Source organism: Clostridium beijerinckii (assembly GCF_036699995.1).
In the GTDB taxonomy this organism is placed as follows: domain Bacteria; phylum Bacillota; class Clostridia; order Clostridiales; family Clostridiaceae; genus Clostridium; species Clostridium helianthi.
This window is the reverse complement of sequence record NZ_CP144906.1, coordinates 1,004,439-1,023,411: the sequence shown is the minus strand read 5'-3', so window position 1 is coordinate 1,023,411 and position 18,973 is coordinate 1,004,439. Positions and strand designations below refer to the sequence as shown.

The following is an 18,973-nucleotide window of genomic DNA, read 5'->3' as shown; positions in this document are numbered from 1 at the left end:
TAATAATAAGTAATAGGCATAAAAACAACTTTGAATACCCCTTATGATACGTTTCTAGCAATATCCTGTTCTACAGTAAATTTAACATTAATCAAGATCTTTCCGCCTTCAATATCTTCTACTGTAGTTTTCTTATCTATTATCTTTGCATCGTTGCTAAGTGTTTTTCTCAATGAACCCTCTAACTTTTCTGTAGCTTCTTTAACTGTACTTTCTTTATCTAAGTTTACATTTATACCCTTTTTTTCGAAATATGTTATCTTATTAAAGAAACCATCCTTCTCTTCTATTTTATCATAATATTCAAATTGATTTATAGCTTTTTTCAAGTAAACTTTTTTTCCAAAAAAGTTTAAATACATATCACTATTCTTGTTACCAGTTCTCTCAAGCTTTTCTCCACTTACTTGAACCTCCATAAATTTATCATAAAAAGTATTTGCTATAACTGTTCCACTCGGTTTTACTTCCATCTCAAAGCCTTCCCTTCCTTGGATAGGCAATATCAGATCGTCACCTTTCTTTACTATATCTCCTGGCACAACTGCTGGATTTCCTGAATTCGTATATACTCTCTTTACTTCTCCATCCATTTTAGCAACAACTTGATTATATAATGTTTTTTCTGTAGACGGAGGATTTACTTTTTCCTTTATAACTAATTTTAACGTAGATCCCTCTACCCTAACCCTAATCCACATTATCTGGCTATTTAAGTCTTCCATCTTTTTTTCTATTTGATATACATTGATTTGTGATTTGCTAAGCCCTGGCTTAATTCCAATTGATGAGAGCTGTTGTCTAACTTCAAATGGACTTAAATTCCTCTGCGTCTCTATATCTATAGCCCAAATATAATTTGATAATATATATATTACAGAAAAAAATAATCCCATCCCTATAACTAGAGAAATCTTTCTTCTCATTTTCATAAGTAAAACTATTATTCCACTAGTTCTTACTATCTTAACTTTCCCTTTATATTTTTTTATTAATATTTCTGCATCTTTATAATCTCTGTAATATATAGTTACTCTTACCGTTGTCAAGCTTACTTTCACTATATTACAGGTATAGATTTGGCTATTCCAAAAGGCATTTAATATCTTTTCTGGCACTAAAGCATTAATTTCTATGGTTACTTGTCCCGATTTTAAGCTGCTAAACATAATATTTTACCTCTCATATGAAATACCTTTAAAGATTCCGCTTATTGTTATACTTGTTTCTGCAATAAAAAGTATTTCGAACTCTTTCCCCTCAATTATAATTGCACCTATTCTAGAATTTATTTTAACCATATTAGTTTCGAAAAATATAATGCCTTTATGATTTTCAATAGTTATTTCTCTGTTTCCCACAACTATTATCTTTGGTAGATCTAATGAAATGTCACTTGGAAAATCTAACTTGCTAAGTATCTTTTCTTTACCTCTTTGAAATTTTTCTTCCATACTTTCCTCCCACATAAACTTCCTCATTGTAATTTATGATAGGATTTGCGAATTAATTCTATAATTTAATAATAATGATAATTTCCTGCAAAAAAATAAAGCCAATTATTACTATTATGGCTTTATCTAATTCATTTACTATGATGTATTCTAGTTATATGAACACAATATTATCCTTTCATTGCTAGTCCAATTTTAGATAACAATGAAACAGGACATAGGATACTATTTATAATCCTATGTCCTGTTATATTAGTATAAAACTCAAAACAACCTTGAATTTTATTCTTATTTATTATTTAAATATTCTTTAACAAGCTGACTTACAAGTTTACCATCAGCTTTTCCTACTACTTTAGGTTTAACAGCTGACATAACTTTTCCCATATCTTTAATGCTATTTGCACCCACTTCTTCAGCTGATTCTTTTACTAATTGTTTTATCTCTTCTTCACTTAACTGCTGAGGAAGGTATTTCAACAAAATTTCAATCTCAGCCTTAGACTGATCTATTAAATCTTGCCTATTCCCCTTTTCAAATTCAAGCATAGCTTCTCTTCTTTGCTTGATTTCTTTAGCTAATATTGTAATAACTTCATCATCTTCAAGCTTTCTATTATCAGTTTTTTCAACTAATAATACTGCAGCTTTAGCTGTACTAATTACACTAGCTGTGAATTTATCTTTTGCTTTTAAAGCAATTTTCCAATCATCTTGCAATCTATCTTTAATTGATGACATTTTTGTACCTTCTTTCAAAAGAAAATATCATTATTTGAACTTTCTCTTTCTAGCAGCTTCTGATTTCTTCTTTTTCTTAACGCTTGGCTTTTCATAATGTTCTCTCTTCCTAACTTCAGAAAGAACCCCAGCTCTAGCACATTTTCTCTTAAATCTTCTTAACGCACTTTCAAGTGTTTCGTTTTCTCCAACTTTAATTTCTGACATTTACTATCCCTCCCTCCGCTAGCTTAAATTAACTCAGCTATGGGCTTAATAACACATGCTATATTATACAATATTTAAATTAATAATGTCAAGAAATTAAGAAAAAATCTCCAGCTACTATTGATCAAATAACAACTCAAATTTTAGCCTGGTGGCCACTGTAAACTTCTCCCTCCAAGTACATGGAAATGAATATGTTTTACTGTCTGTCCTCCATCATCACCGCAATTATTTACAACCCTATATCCTTTATCTGATATTCCAAGATCTACTACTAATTTACCAATAACTTTAAATATATGTGATACAATATCAATATTGCTGTCATCTAAAGTATTAGCACTTTCGATATGTTCTTTTGGAATAACCAGAAAATGAGTTGGAGCTTCAGGATTTATGTCATAAAAAGCATAAACTTTATCATCCTCATATATTTTTTTACTAGGGATATCCCCACTTATAATTTTGCAAAATATACAACCTTCCATAAATTCACCTCCTTCTAAGTAACAATCTCAACTCAAAAACGTAAGAATCGAGATTTTATAATTCATATTCAGAAATTCTCTTTGAATTATATATCTTATTCCAAAAATGATCTTTAATCGATCTTATCTTGATTTATATTATACCAAAACTATATATTTTTTCCAACAATATATTCCCCATCCGAGGCTATTATTTTACATAAAATTATTTTTCCTATCATATCTTTATTTCCATTCGGAATTTCAACTTTTACATAATTCCTTGTATACCCCTCAAATACCCCAGGCTTATTAGATACTTCTTGCTCAACTAATACATCTAATTCTCTTCCAACTAAAGATTTACTAAAATCTCCTTCATTCTTTGCATTCAGTTCAATTAAAGCCTTACTTCTCTTATCCTTTACAGTTCCATCTATTTGATTAGGCATATCCGCAGCCTTGGTTCCTTTTCTTGGACTGAATTTGAATATATGTGTTTTAGTTAACTTAATTCTCTTTAAGTATTCATAAGTTTCGTTAAATTCCTCATCAGTTTCACCTGGAAAACCTACGATTACATCCGTAGTTATTGAGGCATCTTTAAGGTTTTCTCTTATTCTATTAACTGCATCCTCGTATTCTTTTGCAGTATATCTCCTATTCATTCTTTTTAAAGTTGCATCACAGCCGCTTTGAAGTGATAAATGAAATTGTGGACATAGTTTCTTCATTTTTTTCATTTTCTCGATAACTTCATCTGTAAAGAAACTAGGTTCTATAGAACCTATCCTAACTCTTTCAATTCCATCCAGTTTCTCTATTTCTTCCAATAAAGTTATTAAAGTTACATTTCCATCTAAATCAACACCGTAAGATGCTGTATGTATTCCTGATAATATTATTTCTTTAAATCCATGTTCACTTAAATTCTTTATTTCATGCAATACTTTTTGAGGATCTTTTGAGCAAGTTGTTCCTCTGGTATAAGGTATCAGACAATATGCACAAAATCTATTGCAACCATCTTGTATCTTTAAAAATGCTCTTGTTTTATCTTGATACTCTTCTATATTTAATTCTTCAAACTGTTTATTCTTTAGAACTTCTCCAACCATTAACTGAGGTTTTTGTTCATCCTTAGCCTTATTCACATAATAAACAATATCGCCTTTATTTCTAGTCCCAAGTACAACATCTACCCCTTGTATTTTAGAAACTTCTTCTGGAGCAACTTGCGAATAGCATCCAACGGCTGCAATTATTGCATTTTCATTTCTTCTTCTAGCTCTGCTAATTATTTGCCTTGATTTTTTATCACTCATATTAGTTACAGAACAAGTATTTATAACATAAACATCAGCAAAACCTTCAAAGTCAGTTACTTCATAACCTTCTCTTATGAACTTTTCCGCCATAGCTTCTGTTTCATAATGATTTACCCTGCATCCAAGAGTTGCAAAAGCCACAAGACTCTTTCCCTCTGTATTTTTTATTGGTTCTTTGTTAGATAACTTCTTAAGCTTAGTCTTGTCACTACCTACTCTGACTAATTTCATTTGGTTTTCTCCCATTATGATAGCTTTCCTCCTAAATCTCCTAATTCATATTGAATTAATGCCGTAGCTGTAAATCCAGCCGTCTCTGTACGTAATATTCTATTTCCAAGAGTCACTATATAGGCACCTTGTTCTTTTAAAGTATCAATTTCCGATTCTTCAAATCCGCCTTCAGGTCCTATCAATATTCCAACATTATTTATAGTATCTAAATCTATATTATCTCTCTCTAATTTTCTCACAAGAGTTTTAATTCCAAAATCTTCTGCATTTTCATAAGGTACAATAATCAAATCCATCTTTTTTAATTCATTTATTGCCTCATTAAAATCTATAACCTCTTTAACTTGAGGAATTACACTTCTTTTTGATTGTTTGCATGCCTCAAGAGCAATTCTATTTAGCCTATCAAGCTTTTTAAATTCTCCTTTAAGCTTAACATCTACTCTCCCTGTTATCGTAGGAATAAATTCAGATACTCCAAGTTCCGTTCCCTTTTGCACTATTAAATCCATTTTCTGACCTTTTGGTAGTCCCTGAAACAGATGAACTTTAACTTTACTTTCATTGTTTATATCTAAATTTTTAATTATGTTAACTATAACTTCACTCTTAGTTATAGTTTTTATTTCTCCTAAGTATTCCTTACCTTTACAATTATTTATTACTACTTCTTCTCCTTCAGATAACCTTAAAACTTTGTAAATATGTTTTACATCATCTCCAAGTATCCTTCCTTCAGTTTCCGTAATATTTTGGGGTTCAATAAAAAACTTATGCATACGACTCCTATCTAATTCACAGTTCACAATCCTCAATGCACAATTAAATGATAGTTGATTACGCTATATCAACTATATATTTTCTAAAAATCCCTTAGAGATTTCTCCTAAACTGTGCATTGCGAATTGTACATTGTGCATTACTTTCATAATTACATTTTTAAACCGTCAACCAAAATTTGCATTACAAATATCTATATTTATACTCATACTAATTAATTGCTTTTGCAACTATACAGTTCCATTCTCCATCTTTATTTATTTCAATCACTTCAAAACCACATTCAGCAAACTTTTCTGTAACCATATCTACCCTATCGTGAATTATACCTGAAGTTATAAATAATCCACCTTCATTTAGAGCCTTTTTAACATCCTCGGTTAGTACGCAAATAATTTCTGCTATTATATTCGCAACTACTATATCAGCTTTTCCATCAACTACATCTAAAAGATTTCCTTCTAATACTTCAATATTATTCAAATTGTTAAAGCTTATATTTTCTTTGGAAGAATCAACAGCAACAGGATCTAGGTCAACACCAACAACATGTTTAGCTCCAAGCTTTGCAGCAGCAATAGCAAGTATTCCTGATCCACATCCTACGTCAAATACTGTTGTATCAGGCTTTACATACTTATCTAAGGCTTGAATACACATTCTTGTAGTTTCATGAGTTCCAGTTCCAAATGCCATTCCTGGATCCAACTCTATAATTAGTTCCTCATCATTTTTTTCATAGTCTTCCCAAATTGGTTTAACAACAATCTTATCTGTTATTTTAACTGGTTTATAATATTGCTTCCAATTATTAGCCCAGTCCTCTTCGTGCATCTTTTTAGCTTCTACTGTACCTTCACCAATATCTATTCCAAATTCTTTAAGTTCAGAAAGTTTTTCCTTAACATATTCAACAATCTCTTCAATCTTATCATCTTGAGAAAAATAAGCTTTAACTACAGCTGCATTTCCTTTATGTTCTAAGATATTTATATCTGCAAAATCCCAAGTTAATGGTCCTTGATCTCTTGAAAGTAAATCCTCCGGATCTTCTATTGCAACATTAGGACAATTTAATCCATAAAATATTCCTGATATAGGCTCTAATGCCTCGCTCTTTGTTATTACACTAACTTCAATCCATATTCCATCCATGTTTATCAACCTTTCTAATTCAGTTTCAGTAACAGTTTGCAATTTAGGAATACATTTTTTTAAATGTATTGAAAATATTTTTAAATTCCATAAATTTTTTTCCTACAATTGCTCTTTGTTAACTATTTAATTTTATTTCTTTCAAGTTATTATATATACCCCTTACAATAAGTATAAGTGAGAATCGAAATCTGTTATTTCACTCTTCCAGCCTTCCCTTTGGGCATTTATGATTTGATGATGATCGCTTACTCTGTGAGCACCAAGTGAACGCATGTAAGTCGGATTCCCTTTAGTATTATGTTTATATTACATGTCTGTAACCCGCATAATAACTATAAATATTTACATATTTATATATTTAACATTGATATATATTTATATAGTTAACTATTTACATAGATTTCTATTTAACTACTTACATATATATCTAGTTAAATTTATATATTTTAAAATATTTTTATTTATATCTAGTTTTATATTTAAATTTCAAAATATTAAACTTCTCAATTGTGACCAGTAAGTCCCTTATTGTGCTTAGAAGATCTTAACTTTGCTTCACACTTTTTCATATGTGAATTGATTTTAATTGTGCTTCGCACTTTTTCATAGGCGAACCGATCTTAATTGTGCTTCGCACTTTTTTATAGGTGAATTGATCCTAATTGTGCTTCGCACTTTTTTCATATGTGCGTATCTTTTCATATGTTTAAATTCTTAAGTGAAAGTCCAAAAGTGATGCTCCAAATCTTGTATTTGGTTCCTCGAACTTACCCCGCGAACGCATGTGGGTCGGGTAAATTCTTAAATTCTTAAATTCTTAAATTCTTAAATTCTTAAATTCTTAAATTCTTAAATTCTTAAATTCTTAAATTCTTAAATTCTTAAATTCTTAAATTCTTAAATTCTGGCCATTATAAATCTAATTGTCTTTCATGGCAATCAAAAATTTTATTTTTATTCCTTGTTCACTAAACATTTTTTCATGCTCAGTCTGAACATTTCCTTGAACATCACTATTGTGAAGATCATATGTTATATATTTAATTCTAAACCCTGCTTCATTAAAATATTCAAGCGATTCCTCAAATAATTCATCATCGTCAGTTTTAAAATAAATTTCACCTTGACTCTTTAAAAATGTTTTATACTGTTCAAGCTGCCTCATATGTGTTAATCTTCTCTTTTTATGCTTTTCCTTTGGCCACGGATTACAAAAATTTATGTATATTCTACTTACAACATCTTCTTTACTTAAGATTTCACTGATAAGTCCTATCTCTTGAGCCATTAATTTTACATTATCAGTCTCCCTATTTTTTTCTTCATAAGCCTTTTCTATATTTCTTTTTGCTAATCCTAATACCTCATCCTTTATGTCAATTGCAATATAATTTATATCTGGATTCTCGGAGGCATGAACTGCCATAAAAGTTCCCTTCCCACATCCAAGTTCTAGATATATTGGTTTATCATTACCGAAAAATTCTTTCCACTTGCCTTTATATTCTTTCGGATTTATAACAAAAAAATCGCAACCTTCAAGCTCAGGTCTTGCCCACGGTTTTTTTCTCATTCTCATGTTAGTTCACTCCATCTTTTATAAGCTTTTAAAAATAGCACTTCACTGCCATTAAGTTTTTTAGATCATTAAATTGAACTTATCGACACAATATTATATAAACAAGACTCTCATACCGTCTTATTATTTTATTAATCGGCCATATCCTTCATAATAATTATACCTATAAAAATTATTATTGCAATTTTTATCTCAAAAATATACAGGTATTGCAAATTACTCAAATATCTGTGCTGAATCTTTTATCTCAAAGTATTTTTATACTTTCTTAATACTAATTAAAAATTCTTGCCCCCTAAATTGTTTATCTAAAAATTCATCTGATTTAATACTTATCCCCTCTATTATTATTAAATATAAAAAATAGTACATCTCCTACTTAAGAGAATGTACTATTTTAACTTCTGTATATTATGACTTATTTTTTATATTTCTCTATTATTTTTAATAGTTCATCCCCGTTATTTTCTACGAACTCATAAAAATTCATATTTTTATTCTCTATATATAATGATAATTCATATAAAAACTCTGGTATTTCACTAGCAAGTAAGTCACCATAAACTTTTCCGAGCCTTGCATTTCCTGTTTCAAATGATCCATTAATATGTAATTCAAATACATCTTCAACAGCATCTCCAACTTTTTTACGTTTTCCTGTAAGTCCGATACCAACGACTTCATGAACTGCACATGAATTTCCACATCCTGATATATGAACTCTTGGAAGTATATCTTTATTATAACCTTTTTCTGCAAAGTAATTAATTATATTGTTAAGCATTTTTTGACTCTCTAAAATTCCAACTTGACATATTGGCACTCCAATACATGATACACTTTGCTGAAGAGCTGTTTCTCCTCCAATATTTTGTGTTACATTTAAAAGTTCTTTAGCTTCATCACCATTTAAGTTTCTAAAATATAAACCTTCTGTCATGGTAAGTCTTATTTCTAAGTCTTTTACTGCTTTTAATTTATCTAAAATTTCTCTTAATGTCTTAACAGAAATTTGTCCGCCAATTGGATGGAAATACACACTGTATAATCCTTTTTGTTTTTGTGAATATAATCTTGAATGGGTTAGCTCAATTTCTTTACCTTCTTTAGTAATTTCCTTAGATTCTACAAATAAATCTAATTCATTATTATCTAACACATCTTTTAAATGTTCCTTATATGTTTCTATGAATTTTTCCTTGCCCATTCTCTCTAATATATATCTTATACGAGCTTTATTTCTATCTTCATAGTTACCTTCTTTTACGAATAAACTTGTCATAGCTTCTACATGATATAAAACTTCACTTGGTTTTATAAGCTCATCATATTCAACTGCAACCTGAGGATTTCTTCCAATTCCGCCTCCCATAAAAACTCTAAAATACTTTTCATTATCTTTAATTGTTGCTAAAAACCCTAAATCGGCTACATTACAATGCCCCTGATCTGAGTCGCTGCTTGAAAAAGATACTTTAAACTTTCTTGGAAATTTGTATGATGTTATTTTGCTTAAAAAATGTTTATTTACAGCTAATGCATATGGTGTCACATCAAACGCTTCATCTTTATCTACACCTGATAGTGGAGACATAGCTACATTTCTTGGAAAGTTTCCGCCGCCTCCTCTAGAATATATATCATTATCTATACCATCCTTCATTATTCCACAAACCTGGTCTATCGTTAAATTATGATACTGCACTGCTTCTCTTGTAGTTAAATGAAATTTATCTAAATTATATTTATCAGCTATATCACATAGCCAATTCATATTCTCAAAGCTGCTAATTCCTGAAGGAATTCTTAGTCTTATCATGAATTCTTTTTTATTACGTTCTGAGTATACCCCCATTCCCCCAGAAACTTTTTTAAAATCCATAATAGATACTTCACCAGATAAAAACTTATTGCCTAATTCTCTAAACTCTTCTATTTCTATTAATAATTTTTCCTTCAATTCCTTCACTTTTTCTCCTCCTAAATATAATTATTTTAATATATTATAACCTATAATTTGAAATATGACTATAACTATAGGTTTTGTCGGGGAATTTTTATCTAAAAAAGAAACTATCGAAATAATGCTAATTTATAGACATTATCCAAATAGTTTCTTTAATATATTTTTATTTATTTTTTCCAAATAATTTCTTCTTAGGAACATTTGCTTCATCAAATTCTTCACCAGATGCTCTCATAAAATCATATAATGCTTCTTTCTGTTCCTTATTTAATGTTTTAGGAATATCAACAATAACTTTTACGTATTGATCCCCTTTTCCGTTTGAATTAACTCTTTGTATTCCCTTGCCTTTTAATCTAAACATAGTTCCTGATTGTGTACCTGGTGGAACAGTATATTTAACATTTCCATCAACTGTAGCTACAGTTATTTCTGTACCTAATGCTGCTTTAGGCATAGAGATATGAGCATCTATATAAACATCGTTTCCTTTTCTTGTAAACACCTTTGATGGAGTAACATTAATTCTTACATACAAGTCTCCAGGGCTTCCACCTCTTAATCCATGTTCTCCTTGTCCTCTTAAAGGCATTACATTTCCTGTATCTACACCTGCTGGTATGTTAACTTTTATCTTTCTTGTTTTTCTAACACTACCTTTTCCTCTACACTCTGAACATGGCTTTTCAATAATTTTACCAGTACCTCTACAAGTATCACATGTAGACGTTGATACAAAACTTCCAAGAGGAGTTTGTCTTTGAACTCTTACTTGACCTGATCCGCTACAAGTTGGACAAGTCTTAGCATTAGTTCCAGGTTCTGCTCCACTTCCGTGACAATGTTCACAATTTTCATTTCTAGTAACAGAAATTTCTTTCTCTACTCCAAAAACAGCTTCTTCAAAAGTTAACGTTATTGTATACTCAATATCATTTCCTCTTACTGGACCATTTCTTCTTCTAGAACTTGATCCTCCGCCTCCGAAGAATGATTCAAAAATATCTCCAAAGCCGCCCATATCAAATCCATCAAAGCCGCCAAAGCCGCCTCCTCCGAAGCCACCACTACCATCAAAAGCAGCTGATCCAAACTGATCATATCTAGCTTTCTTTTCTGGATCTGAAAGTACTTGATAAGCTTCATTTATCTCTTTAAACTTTTCTTCTGCCTCAGCATTTCCTTGATTTCTATCCGGATGATATTTTACAGCTAATTTTCTAAAGGCTCTTTTTATTTCATCATCACTTGCACCCTTTTGAAGTCCAAGCAATTCATAATAGTCTTTATTTGCCATTCGTTTAAATTCACCACCTAGTTTTATTTACTGTAGAAAAGGGAAGACGATCTTGCCTTCCCTATCCTATTATATTAGATAACTGTAGTTTAGTACAACTAATTTATATCTTATTTATCTTCATCTACTTTGAAATCAGCATCTACTACATTATCATCATGTGGTGCACTTTGAGCTCCTCCAGCTGCTGCATTTGGATCAGCTGCTCCTTCAGCTCCACCAGCTTGTTGATACATCTTTGTAGCTATTGGATAGAATGATTGATTTACTGCTTCGATTGCAGCTTTAATAGCTTCTACATCATCTCCATCTTTAACTTTCTTAAGATCTTCAATTTTAGCTCTTACTGCTGCCTTTTCATCCTCAGTAGCTTTATCTCCAACTTCATTTAAAGTCTTTTCTATTTGATATATAGTTTGGTCTGCGTTATTTACAGCTTCAACTTTTTCTTTTCTCTTCTTATCTTCTTCAGCAAATTTTTCTGCTTCTTTTACAGCTTTATCTACTTCATCATCACTTAAGTTAGTTGAAGCAGTAATTGTGATATTTGCTTCTTTACCAGTTCCTTTATCTAATGCAGATACTTTAACAATACCGTTAGCATCTATATCAAATGTAACTTCGATTTGAGGAATTCCTCTTGGTGCTGGAGCTATACCTGATAATGTGAATTGTCCAAGTGACTTGTTATCCATAGCCATTTGTCTTTCACCTTGAACTACATTAATTTCAACTGATGTTTGGTTATCTGCAGCTGTTGAGAATACTTGACTCTTCTTAGTTGGAATAGTTGTATTTCTTTCGATTAATGGAGTAGCTATACCACCTGCTGTTTCAATTCCAAGTGTTAATGGAGTAACATCAAGTAATACTACGTCCTTAACTTCACCAGTTAATACACCTGCTTGAATAGCTGCACCAACTGCAACACATTCATCTGGGTTAACTCCCTTAGATGGTTCTTTTCCTGTAAAGTTCTTAACAGCTTCTACTACTGCTGGAATTCTTGTTGAACCACCAACTAAGATTATTTTATCTATATCATTTAATGAAAGTTTAGCATCAGCTAATGCCTTTCTCATAGGCTCAATACTTCTTTCAACTAAGTCATGAGTAATTTCATTAAACTTAGCTCTGCTTAATGTTAAATCTATATGCTTTGGACCTGTTGCATCAGCAGTAATAAATGGTAAATTAATGTTTGTTTGTTGAGATGCTGATAATTCAATTTTTGCCTTTTCAGCAGCTTCTTTTAATCTTTGAACTGCCATTTTATCTTGCATTAAGTCAATTCCATTTGAAGCTTTAAACTCATCTGCAATATATTTCATTATCTTTTCATCAAAGTCATCTCCACCAAGCTTTGTATCACCGTTAGTTGATAATACTTCGAATACTCCATCTCCAAGATCTAGAATAGATACGTCAAAAGTACCACCACCTAAGTCATAAACTAGGATTTTGTGAGCTGAATCTGTTTTATCTAAACCATAAGCTAATGATGCTGCTGTTGGTTCGTTGATTATTCTTAATACTTCAAGCCCTGCAATCTTACCAGCATCCTTAGTTGCTTGTCTTTGGCTATCATTGAAGTAAGCTGGTACAGTAATAACTGCTTGAGTTACTGTTTCACCTAAGTAAGCTTCTGCATCTGCTTTTATTTTTTGTAAAACCATAGCAGAAATTTCTTGTGGTGAATATTGTTTTCCATCTATATCAACTTTATATCCAGTTCCCATATGTCTTTTTATTGAAATAACTGTTTTATCTGGATTAGTAATTGCTTGTCTTTTAGCTACTTGACCAACTAATCTTTCTCCATTTGCTTGGAATGATACTACTGAAGGAGTAGTTCTAGCACCTTCTGAGTTTGCTATAACTGTTGGTTCTCCACCTTCCATAACTGCTACACATGAATTTGTAGTTCCTAAATCAATTCCTATAATCTTTCCCATGATATTTTCCTCCTAAAACTTTATTAGTTTATTTAAAATTGAATTTTTCAGTTTATTATTTTTAAATTCTATCTATATATTTTAATAAGAAACTTGTTCCTATTTCTAATTAGCAACTTTAACCATAGTATGCCTTATTATCTTATCATCTTTCTTATATCCCTTTTGGAAAACTTCCGCTACTACATTTTTACCTAATTCTTCATCTTCTATATGCATTACTGCATTATGAAGATTAGGATCAAATTCTCCAGTAGCATCTATTTCTTCAACACCAAGTTTTGCAAATGAATCTTTGCATCCCTTTATTGTCATTTCAATTCCTTTTTTCAAGTCTTCAATACTACCATCAGCTGCAACAGCTCTTTCTAAATTGTCAAGAATAGGAACAATCTCTTTTAATACATCTACATATGCATCGCTATATATTCCTTCTTTTTCTTTAGCTGTTCTTTTTCTATAGTTATCATATTCAGCTGTTAATCTTAAAAGTCTATCTTTTGTCGCATCTAATTCTTCTCTCAACTTCTTATTTTCCTCTTCTTGATTTTTTACTAAATCTTCTTGATCTTCCTCCGCAGCTTCTATATTTTCTGAAGCCTCTTTGCTAGCTTCATTTGTTTCTGCTGCATCATTACTTTCTTGAGTCTCATTATCCTTTTCTGCTACTTCATCTGCAATTTCTTCTTTTTCTAGTTCTTCATTTTTAACATCTCTATTTTCTTCCATGTATCTAACACACACCTCTTCTCTTCAAATCTAACATCTATTTTGGATTGCTCAATATATTATTAAGCTCTTTTATAACTTCTGACATAATAGTTATTACCTTTGAGTAATTAATCCTTCTAGGTCCAATTAATCCAATTTTCCCAATAGGCCTATCCTTAAAGGAATATTCAGCAGATATTATACTACAATCTCTAGCTTGTGGCTTATAGTTTTCATCCCCTATACTGACTGTTATATTGTCTTGAGGATTAAACAGCTCCATCAAAGCTTCTTTATCATTCAAAAGCGATAACATTTCTTTTGCTTTATCAATATCGTTATATTCAGGATAATTAAATATGTTGGTAGTTCCCTCCATGAATACTTCTGTAGAATCCGCTGCGTTTAGTGTCTCATATAAAATAGGCAATAAAGCATTAAATATTTCTTCATAGGCTCCTAGATCCTTTTTTAAGTTATTAATTACTTCTAAATTAATTTCTTGTATAGAAAGATTTACCAATCTATTATTTATAACTTCATTTATTCGTGTTAAAGTTTCAACTTCAGGAACTCTATTATTTAGCTTCATTATATGATTCTTTATAACACCAGTATCTGTTAAGAAAACTGATACTAAATTATGATCATCAACTTTAATTAGCTGAATTGACTTTATAAAGCTCCTTTTTACTGATGGTGTCTCAATTACACAAGTTAATTTAGTAAGTTCTGACAATAAGGCGCTAGTTTGCTTAACTATTTTATCTACTTCAAGCATTGCAGAATCGATTATATATTGTTTTATTCTTAGATCTTCTTCAACTGTTAGCATCTGATTATCCATAAGCTGATCAACATATAATCTATATCCCTTACTAGAAGGAATTCTTCCTGCAGAAGCATGAGGTTGTTCTAAGTATCCCATATCTTCAAGGTCAGCCATCTCATTCCTTATTGTTGCGGACCCAATACCTAAATTATAGTTTTTAGCAATAGTTCTTGATCCTACAGGATCTCCTGTTCGAATATAGTCATTGATAATAGCTTGAAGTATTCTTATTTTTCTGTCATCAATACTCATAACCTCACCTCTTTTTGTTAGCACTCATTAACCTCGAGTGCTAATGACTATGTTTTTAATATATTATTTATGATGTTTTTTGTCAATTCTATTTATATTTATTATAGCTACTTAACGTTAATAATAAAGCAATTTTGTCAATTTAACTCCTTATATCTCCTATTTTCTCTATTTCTCTATACAATATAATTTTATAATTGCACTTAATCTTTCTTTAAACTTTTCATGAGAGAATCCATTAAGATAAAATGAAATCACTCATTACATAGTTGGATATTTCTATCCCATGCGAAGTTAGATATAGATTTCCCGAATTATGAATTAATAATCCTTTTTTAATATTTTTTTCAATAATTTCGCCATACACTTCATATATATCTTTATTAAATCGCTCTTTAAATTCCTCTAATTTTATCCCTTTAATCATCCTAAGCCCCATAAATAAAAATTCTTCCATATCATCTTTAATATTATTTATGTGAATTTCTTCAATTACACTTTCTTTATTATTTATTCTTTTAATATAGTACTGAATATTGTCTATATTTTTAATTCTTTTTTTATCTATAAACGAACTAGCCGATACGCCTAATCCCAAGTATTCATCGCATTTCCAATAAACTTTATTATGAAAGCACTCTTTGTTCTTTTTTGAATAATTAGATATTTCATATTGATGATATCCATACCCATTCAATATGTCTTTAGTGGTTAAATACATAATTCGTTCTTTATCCTCTTCAGGTAAATTCAACTTATCTTCTTCATATAAATTATAAAACCGAGTTCCTTCTTCTATAATCAAGCTATATGCAGATATATGATCTAGTTCAAGTTCTGCTACTTTTCGCAAAGAACATTCCCAATCTTCAATAGTTTGATTAGGTAACCCAAACATCAAGTCTGCATTTATATTATTGAATCCTAGCTTTCTAGCAAGAAAATAATTTTCTTCAAATTCTTCATAGCTATGTATTCTTCCAATATCTTTTAATAAAGAGTTTTTTGTTGATTGTAATCCCATGCTAATCCTATTAACATTATGTTTCTTCATAATATTTAGATTTTTTTCATTTAATGTACCTGGATTACACTCTACTGTAAACTCCAAATTATCCTTTAAATCCAATTTATTTAAAGTACCTAGTAGTTTTTCTAGACTTGAGTCATTCAAGTAGGATGGCGTTCCTCCTCCAATAAATATACTACTTATTCTGTATTCTTTTCCTTTTTGTAATATTTCGCTGCTTAACACTTCTATATATTCGTTCATTAATTCTTCTTTTCCTGAATAAGATGGAAAATCGCAATAAAAACATTTCTGTTTACAAAAAGGAATATGTATATATAAGGATATGTCCCTCATTAATTTTTCCTCCAATATATTATTAAATATTTTTCTTAATAAAACAAAAATAAAGAATGAATAACTAGAGGAGCCTTTACCCTTCATTTAAACCTATAAGGTGTGTGTTCACCTTTAATTTAAATTTCAATAGATATTCTCACTTTTATCATTCATTCTTTATTATTTATTCTTAGATAATATACATCATGCTTTTTTCATATCCAAAACTATCTATGCTAATAATTTTTCCGCCTGTTCTTTTAATAAGGCAATTTTACTTTCTGCATCTACAACTGAAAAACCATATACATCTACAAAATTGTAAAAATAATTAGCAAATGCTATTCTCTTGCTACGTGTTATACCCAACGTTTCACCTAGCTTTTCTAAAAGTTCAACTTCTTCTTCATTATATTCTCCATCAATAAGAGCAAGGCCTATTAGTTCAAAATAAATAATATTTTTACATCTATTAGACGAACCTTTTAGAGTTTCACATACGGAACTTAGATCTGATTCTGATATTTCACTTTCATTTATATTTAGCTCTTTTAGATAGTCATTGTAAAGATTTTTCTCTTCTTTCGCAAAAACATTGTCTGAATCTGCAAGGATTTTAACCAATTGCATAAATGCAATTCCTTCATTTTTCTTTAACTCATTTAAAAACATTCAAACCCCTCCCAAACCGGCATTAAAATAATTATTTGTATAATACTAATTAATATTATACAAATAATTCCTCAAAAATAATATATTTTTATTTTATACATTGGCTAGTTTTTTAGAATTACTTTTTAAATAAATATAATTTACATGTATAAAGTATTCTATTTTATATTACTTATACTAACTAATCTACCTTTAATACCGCCATGAATGCTTCTTGTGGAACTTCAACAGAACCAACCTGTCTCATTCTCTTCTTTCCTTCTTTTTGCTTTTCAAGCAGCTTCTTCTTTCTTGAGATATCTCCACCATAACATTTAGCTAATACATCTTTTCTCATAGCTTTTACGGTTTCTCTTGCTATAATTTTAGATCCTACTGCTGCTTGAATTGGAATTTCAAATAATTGTCTTGGGATAATTTCTTTTAGCTTTTCAGCTATTCCTCTTCCTTTATGGTAAGCTCTCTCCTCTGGAACTATCATTGATAATGCATCAACTACATCCCCATTTAATAATATATCTAACTTAACTAATTTAGTTCTAATATATCCTTTAAATTCGTAGTCTAAAGATGCATATCCTCTAGTTCTAGATTTTAATGTATCAAAGAAATCATATATAATTTCGTTCAGTGGTATATCATAATTTACAACAGCTCTAGTTTCTTCTATATATTGCATATCTATGTATACACCTCTTCTATCTTGACACAGCTCCATAACTGCTCCAACATAGTCTTTTGGGGTTATTATCGATGCCTTAACTACTGGCTCCTCCATATAATCCACTTCTGTCAAAGGTGGTAGGTTAGTTGGATTTGTTATTTCTAATATTTCCCCATCAGTTTTGATTACTTTATATATAACAGATGGTGCAGTAGTAATTATATCTAAATTAAATTCTCTTTCAACTCTTTCTTGAATTATTTCCATATGTAATAATCCTAAGAATCCACATCTAAATCCAAAACCTAAAGCAATGGATGTTTCCGGCTCAAAGCTTAATGCCGCATCATTTATTTGTAGCTTTTCAAGAGCTTCTCTTAATTCATCATACTTTGCTCCATCAACTGGGTATATTCCTGAATAGACCATTGGTATAGCAGGTTTATAACCTGGAAGTGCTGTTTCGGTTGGTCTATTAGCTTCAGTTATAGTATCTCCAACTCTTGCGTCTCTAACATTTTTTATGGATGCTGTTACATATCCAACATCACCAGCACTTAACTCACTGATTGGAAGCACTCCTGGAGTAAACACTCCGACTTCAGTAACGTCATAAACTTTATTCGTAGCCATCAATTTAATTTTAGTTCCAATCTTTACTCTTCCGTCTATTACTCTAACTATACATACAACGCCCTTATAACTATCGTAGTAAGAATCAAAAATTAATGCTTTTAAAGGAGCTTCTTCATCGCCATCAGGTGAAGGTATAGTTTTAACAACACACTCTAATACATCACCTATATTAAGCCCTGTTTTAGCAGATATAGTAGGAGCTTCTTCTGCTGGAATTCCTATTACATCTTCAATTTCTTTCTTAACTTCATCGGGTCTTGCAGAAGGCAGATCAACTTTATTTATTACTGGTGCAATTTCCAAATCATTATCTAACGCTAAATAGCAATTAGCTAAAGTTTGAGCTTGAATACCTTGTGTTGCATCAACAACTAATATCGCTCCTTCGCAAGCTGCTAAACTTCTTGAAACTTCATAATTAAAATCTACATGTCCTGGAGTGTCAATTAAATTAAGAATGTATTCCTCACCATCGTCTCTTCTATATACAAGCCTCGCTGCTTGAGACTTTATTGTAATTCCTCTTTCTTTTTCTATCTCCATATTATCTAGAACTTGTTCTTCCATTTCCCTTTTAGTTAAGGTTCCTGTAGTTTCAAGTAATCTATCCGCAAGGGTTGATTTACCATGATCAATATGTGCTACAATTGAAAAATTTCTGATATGTTTTTGTCTTTCACTTTTCATACGCA

Annotated in this window: 17 protein-coding genes; all 17 read right to left on the bottom strand. The window is 30.5% G+C overall.

Translation table 11 applies throughout. The features are described 5' to 3' along the window. Positions 1-41 precede the first annotated feature (41 nt). A complete protein-coding gene (gene yqfD / locus PZA12_RS04875) occupies positions 42-1,169 on the bottom strand; it encodes a sporulation protein YqfD (RefSeq protein WP_077838089.1) in 1,128 nt (375 codons plus the stop codon). Between the two features lie 6 nt (positions 1,170-1,175). Next, positions 1,176-1,454 carry a sporulation protein YqfC gene (gene yqfC / locus PZA12_RS04870; protein WP_011968183.1) on the bottom strand — a complete coding sequence of 93 codons (279 nt, stop codon included), beginning with the start codon at positions 1,452-1,454 and terminating at the stop codon, positions 1,176-1,178. 288 nt (positions 1,455-1,742) lie between these two features. After that, a complete protein-coding gene (locus PZA12_RS04865; RefSeq protein WP_077838088.1) occupies positions 1,743-2,195 on the bottom strand; it encodes a GatB/YqeY domain-containing protein in 453 nt (150 codons plus the stop codon). Positions 2,196-2,225: 30 nt separating this feature from the next. Then, the gene (gene rpsU, locus PZA12_RS04860; protein WP_008429643.1) at positions 2,226-2,402 is read right to left on the bottom strand and encodes a 30S ribosomal protein S21; all 177 of its coding nucleotides are present in this window, start codon (positions 2,400-2,402) and stop codon (positions 2,226-2,228) included. Between the two features lie 143 nt (positions 2,403-2,545). Beyond that, positions 2,546-2,890, bottom strand: a complete 345-nt coding sequence (locus tag PZA12_RS04855) for a histidine triad nucleotide-binding protein (RefSeq protein WP_077838087.1) — start codon at positions 2,888-2,890, stop codon at positions 2,546-2,548. A 149-nt stretch (positions 2,891-3,039) separates the two neighbouring features. Then, on the bottom strand, positions 3,040-4,443 hold the full coding sequence (gene mtaB / locus PZA12_RS04850) for a tRNA (N(6)-L-threonylcarbamoyladenosine(37)-C(2))-methylthiotransferase MtaB (protein ID WP_103698506.1): 1,404 nt from the start codon (positions 4,441-4,443) through the stop codon (positions 3,040-3,042). Then, complete coding sequence (locus tag PZA12_RS04845) at positions 4,443-5,210, bottom strand: 16S rRNA (uracil(1498)-N(3))-methyltransferase (RefSeq protein ID WP_078116563.1); 768 nt, start codon at positions 5,208-5,210, stop codon at positions 4,443-4,445. Before PZA12_RS04845 ends, mtaB begins: the two co-directional genes overlap by 1 nt. Before the next feature lie 211 nt (positions 5,211-5,421). Then, entirely contained in the window at positions 5,422-6,366 is a 945-nt protein-coding gene (gene prmA / locus PZA12_RS04840; RefSeq protein WP_077838084.1) for a 50S ribosomal protein L11 methyltransferase, read from the bottom strand. 922 nt (positions 6,367-7,288) lie between these two features. Continuing rightward, entirely contained in the window at positions 7,289-7,948 is a 660-nt protein-coding gene (gene trmB, locus PZA12_RS04835) for a tRNA (guanosine(46)-N7)-methyltransferase TrmB (protein WP_078116565.1), read from the bottom strand. 418 nt (positions 7,949-8,366) lie between these two features. Then, on the bottom strand, positions 8,367-9,917 hold the full coding sequence (locus PZA12_RS04830; protein WP_103698507.1) for a nitrite/sulfite reductase: 1,551 nt from the start codon (positions 9,915-9,917) through the stop codon (positions 8,367-8,369). A gap of 160 nt (positions 9,918-10,077) precedes the next feature. After that, positions 10,078-11,211 (bottom strand): molecular chaperone DnaJ, encoded by a 1,134-nt coding sequence (dnaJ, locus tag PZA12_RS04825; protein ID WP_065416247.1) that lies wholly within the window; start codon positions 11,209-11,211, stop codon positions 10,078-10,080. Between the two features lie 110 nt (positions 11,212-11,321). Beyond that, entirely contained in the window at positions 11,322-13,166 is a 1,845-nt protein-coding gene (gene dnaK, locus PZA12_RS04820; RefSeq protein WP_078116567.1) for a molecular chaperone DnaK, read from the bottom strand. A 105-nt stretch (positions 13,167-13,271) separates the two neighbouring features. Next, complete coding sequence (gene grpE / locus PZA12_RS04815; protein WP_011968173.1) at positions 13,272-13,895, bottom strand: nucleotide exchange factor GrpE; 624 nt, start codon at positions 13,893-13,895, stop codon at positions 13,272-13,274. A gap of 37 nt (positions 13,896-13,932) precedes the next feature. Continuing rightward, on the bottom strand, positions 13,933-14,961 hold the full coding sequence (gene hrcA, locus PZA12_RS04810) for a heat-inducible transcriptional repressor HrcA (protein WP_077838078.1): 1,029 nt from the start codon (positions 14,959-14,961) through the stop codon (positions 13,933-13,935). Positions 14,962-15,199: 238 nt separating this feature from the next. Then, positions 15,200-16,327 (bottom strand): radical SAM family heme chaperone HemW, encoded by a 1,128-nt coding sequence (gene hemW / locus PZA12_RS04805; RefSeq protein WP_078116568.1) that lies wholly within the window; start codon positions 16,325-16,327, stop codon positions 15,200-15,202. Between the two features lie 213 nt (positions 16,328-16,540). Then, positions 16,541-16,981, bottom strand: a complete 441-nt coding sequence (locus PZA12_RS04800) for a hypothetical protein (protein WP_103698508.1) — start codon at positions 16,979-16,981, stop codon at positions 16,541-16,543. A 181-nt stretch (positions 16,982-17,162) separates the two neighbouring features. Beyond that, positions 17,163-18,968 (bottom strand): translation elongation factor 4, encoded by a 1,806-nt coding sequence (lepA, locus tag PZA12_RS04795; RefSeq protein ID WP_078116604.1) that lies wholly within the window; start codon positions 18,966-18,968, stop codon positions 17,163-17,165. Positions 18,969-18,973 lie beyond the last annotated feature (5 nt).

Excerpts from the sequence above, each read along its gene's own strand:
- PZA12_RS04800 (WP_103698508.1), bottom strand. The coding sequence starts at position 16,981 with ATGTTTTTAAATGAGTTAAAGAAAAATGAAGGAATTGCATTTATGCAA.
- PZA12_RS04865 (WP_077838088.1), bottom strand. The coding sequence starts at position 2,195 with ATGTCATCAATTAAAGATAGATTGCAAGATGATTGGAAAATTGCTTTA.
- trmB (WP_078116565.1), bottom strand. The coding sequence starts at position 7,948 with ATGAGAATGAGAAAAAAACCGTGGGCAAGACCTGAGCTTGAAGGTTGC.
- PZA12_RS04855 (WP_077838087.1), bottom strand. The coding sequence starts at position 2,890 with ATGGAAGGTTGTATATTTTGCAAAATTATAAGTGGGGATATCCCTAGT.
- grpE (WP_011968173.1), bottom strand. The coding sequence starts at position 13,895 with ATGGAAGAAAATAGAGATGTTAAAAATGAAGAACTAGAAAAAGAAGAA.
- lepA (WP_078116604.1), bottom strand. The coding sequence starts at position 18,968 with ATGAAAAGTGAAAGACAAAAACATATCAGAAATTTTTCAATTGTAGCA.
- dnaK (WP_078116567.1), bottom strand. The coding sequence starts at position 13,166 with ATGGGAAAGATTATAGGAATTGATTTAGGAACTACAAATTCATGTGTA.
- mtaB (WP_103698506.1), bottom strand. The coding sequence starts at position 4,443 with ATGGGAGAAAACCAAATGAAATTAGTCAGAGTAGGTAGTGACAAGACT.
- yqfC (WP_011968183.1), bottom strand. The coding sequence starts at position 1,454 with ATGGAAGAAAAATTTCAAAGAGGTAAAGAAAAGATACTTAGCAAGTTA.
- hemW (WP_078116568.1), bottom strand. The coding sequence starts at position 16,327 with ATGAGGGACATATCCTTATATATACATATTCCTTTTTGTAAACAGAAA.
- rpsU (WP_008429643.1), bottom strand. The coding sequence starts at position 2,402 with ATGTCAGAAATTAAAGTTGGAGAAAACGAAACACTTGAAAGTGCGTTA.
- PZA12_RS04845 (WP_078116563.1), bottom strand. The coding sequence starts at position 5,210 with ATGCATAAGTTTTTTATTGAACCCCAAAATATTACGGAAACTGAAGGA.
- prmA (WP_077838084.1), bottom strand. The coding sequence starts at position 6,366 with ATGGATGGAATATGGATTGAAGTTAGTGTAATAACAAAGAGCGAGGCA.
- yqfD (WP_077838089.1), bottom strand. The coding sequence starts at position 1,169 with ATGTTTAGCAGCTTAAAATCGGGACAAGTAACCATAGAAATTAATGCT.
- dnaJ (WP_065416247.1), bottom strand. The coding sequence starts at position 11,211 with ATGGCAAATAAAGACTATTATGAATTGCTTGGACTTCAAAAGGGTGCA.
- hrcA (WP_077838078.1), bottom strand. The coding sequence starts at position 14,961 with ATGAGTATTGATGACAGAAAAATAAGAATACTTCAAGCTATTATCAAT.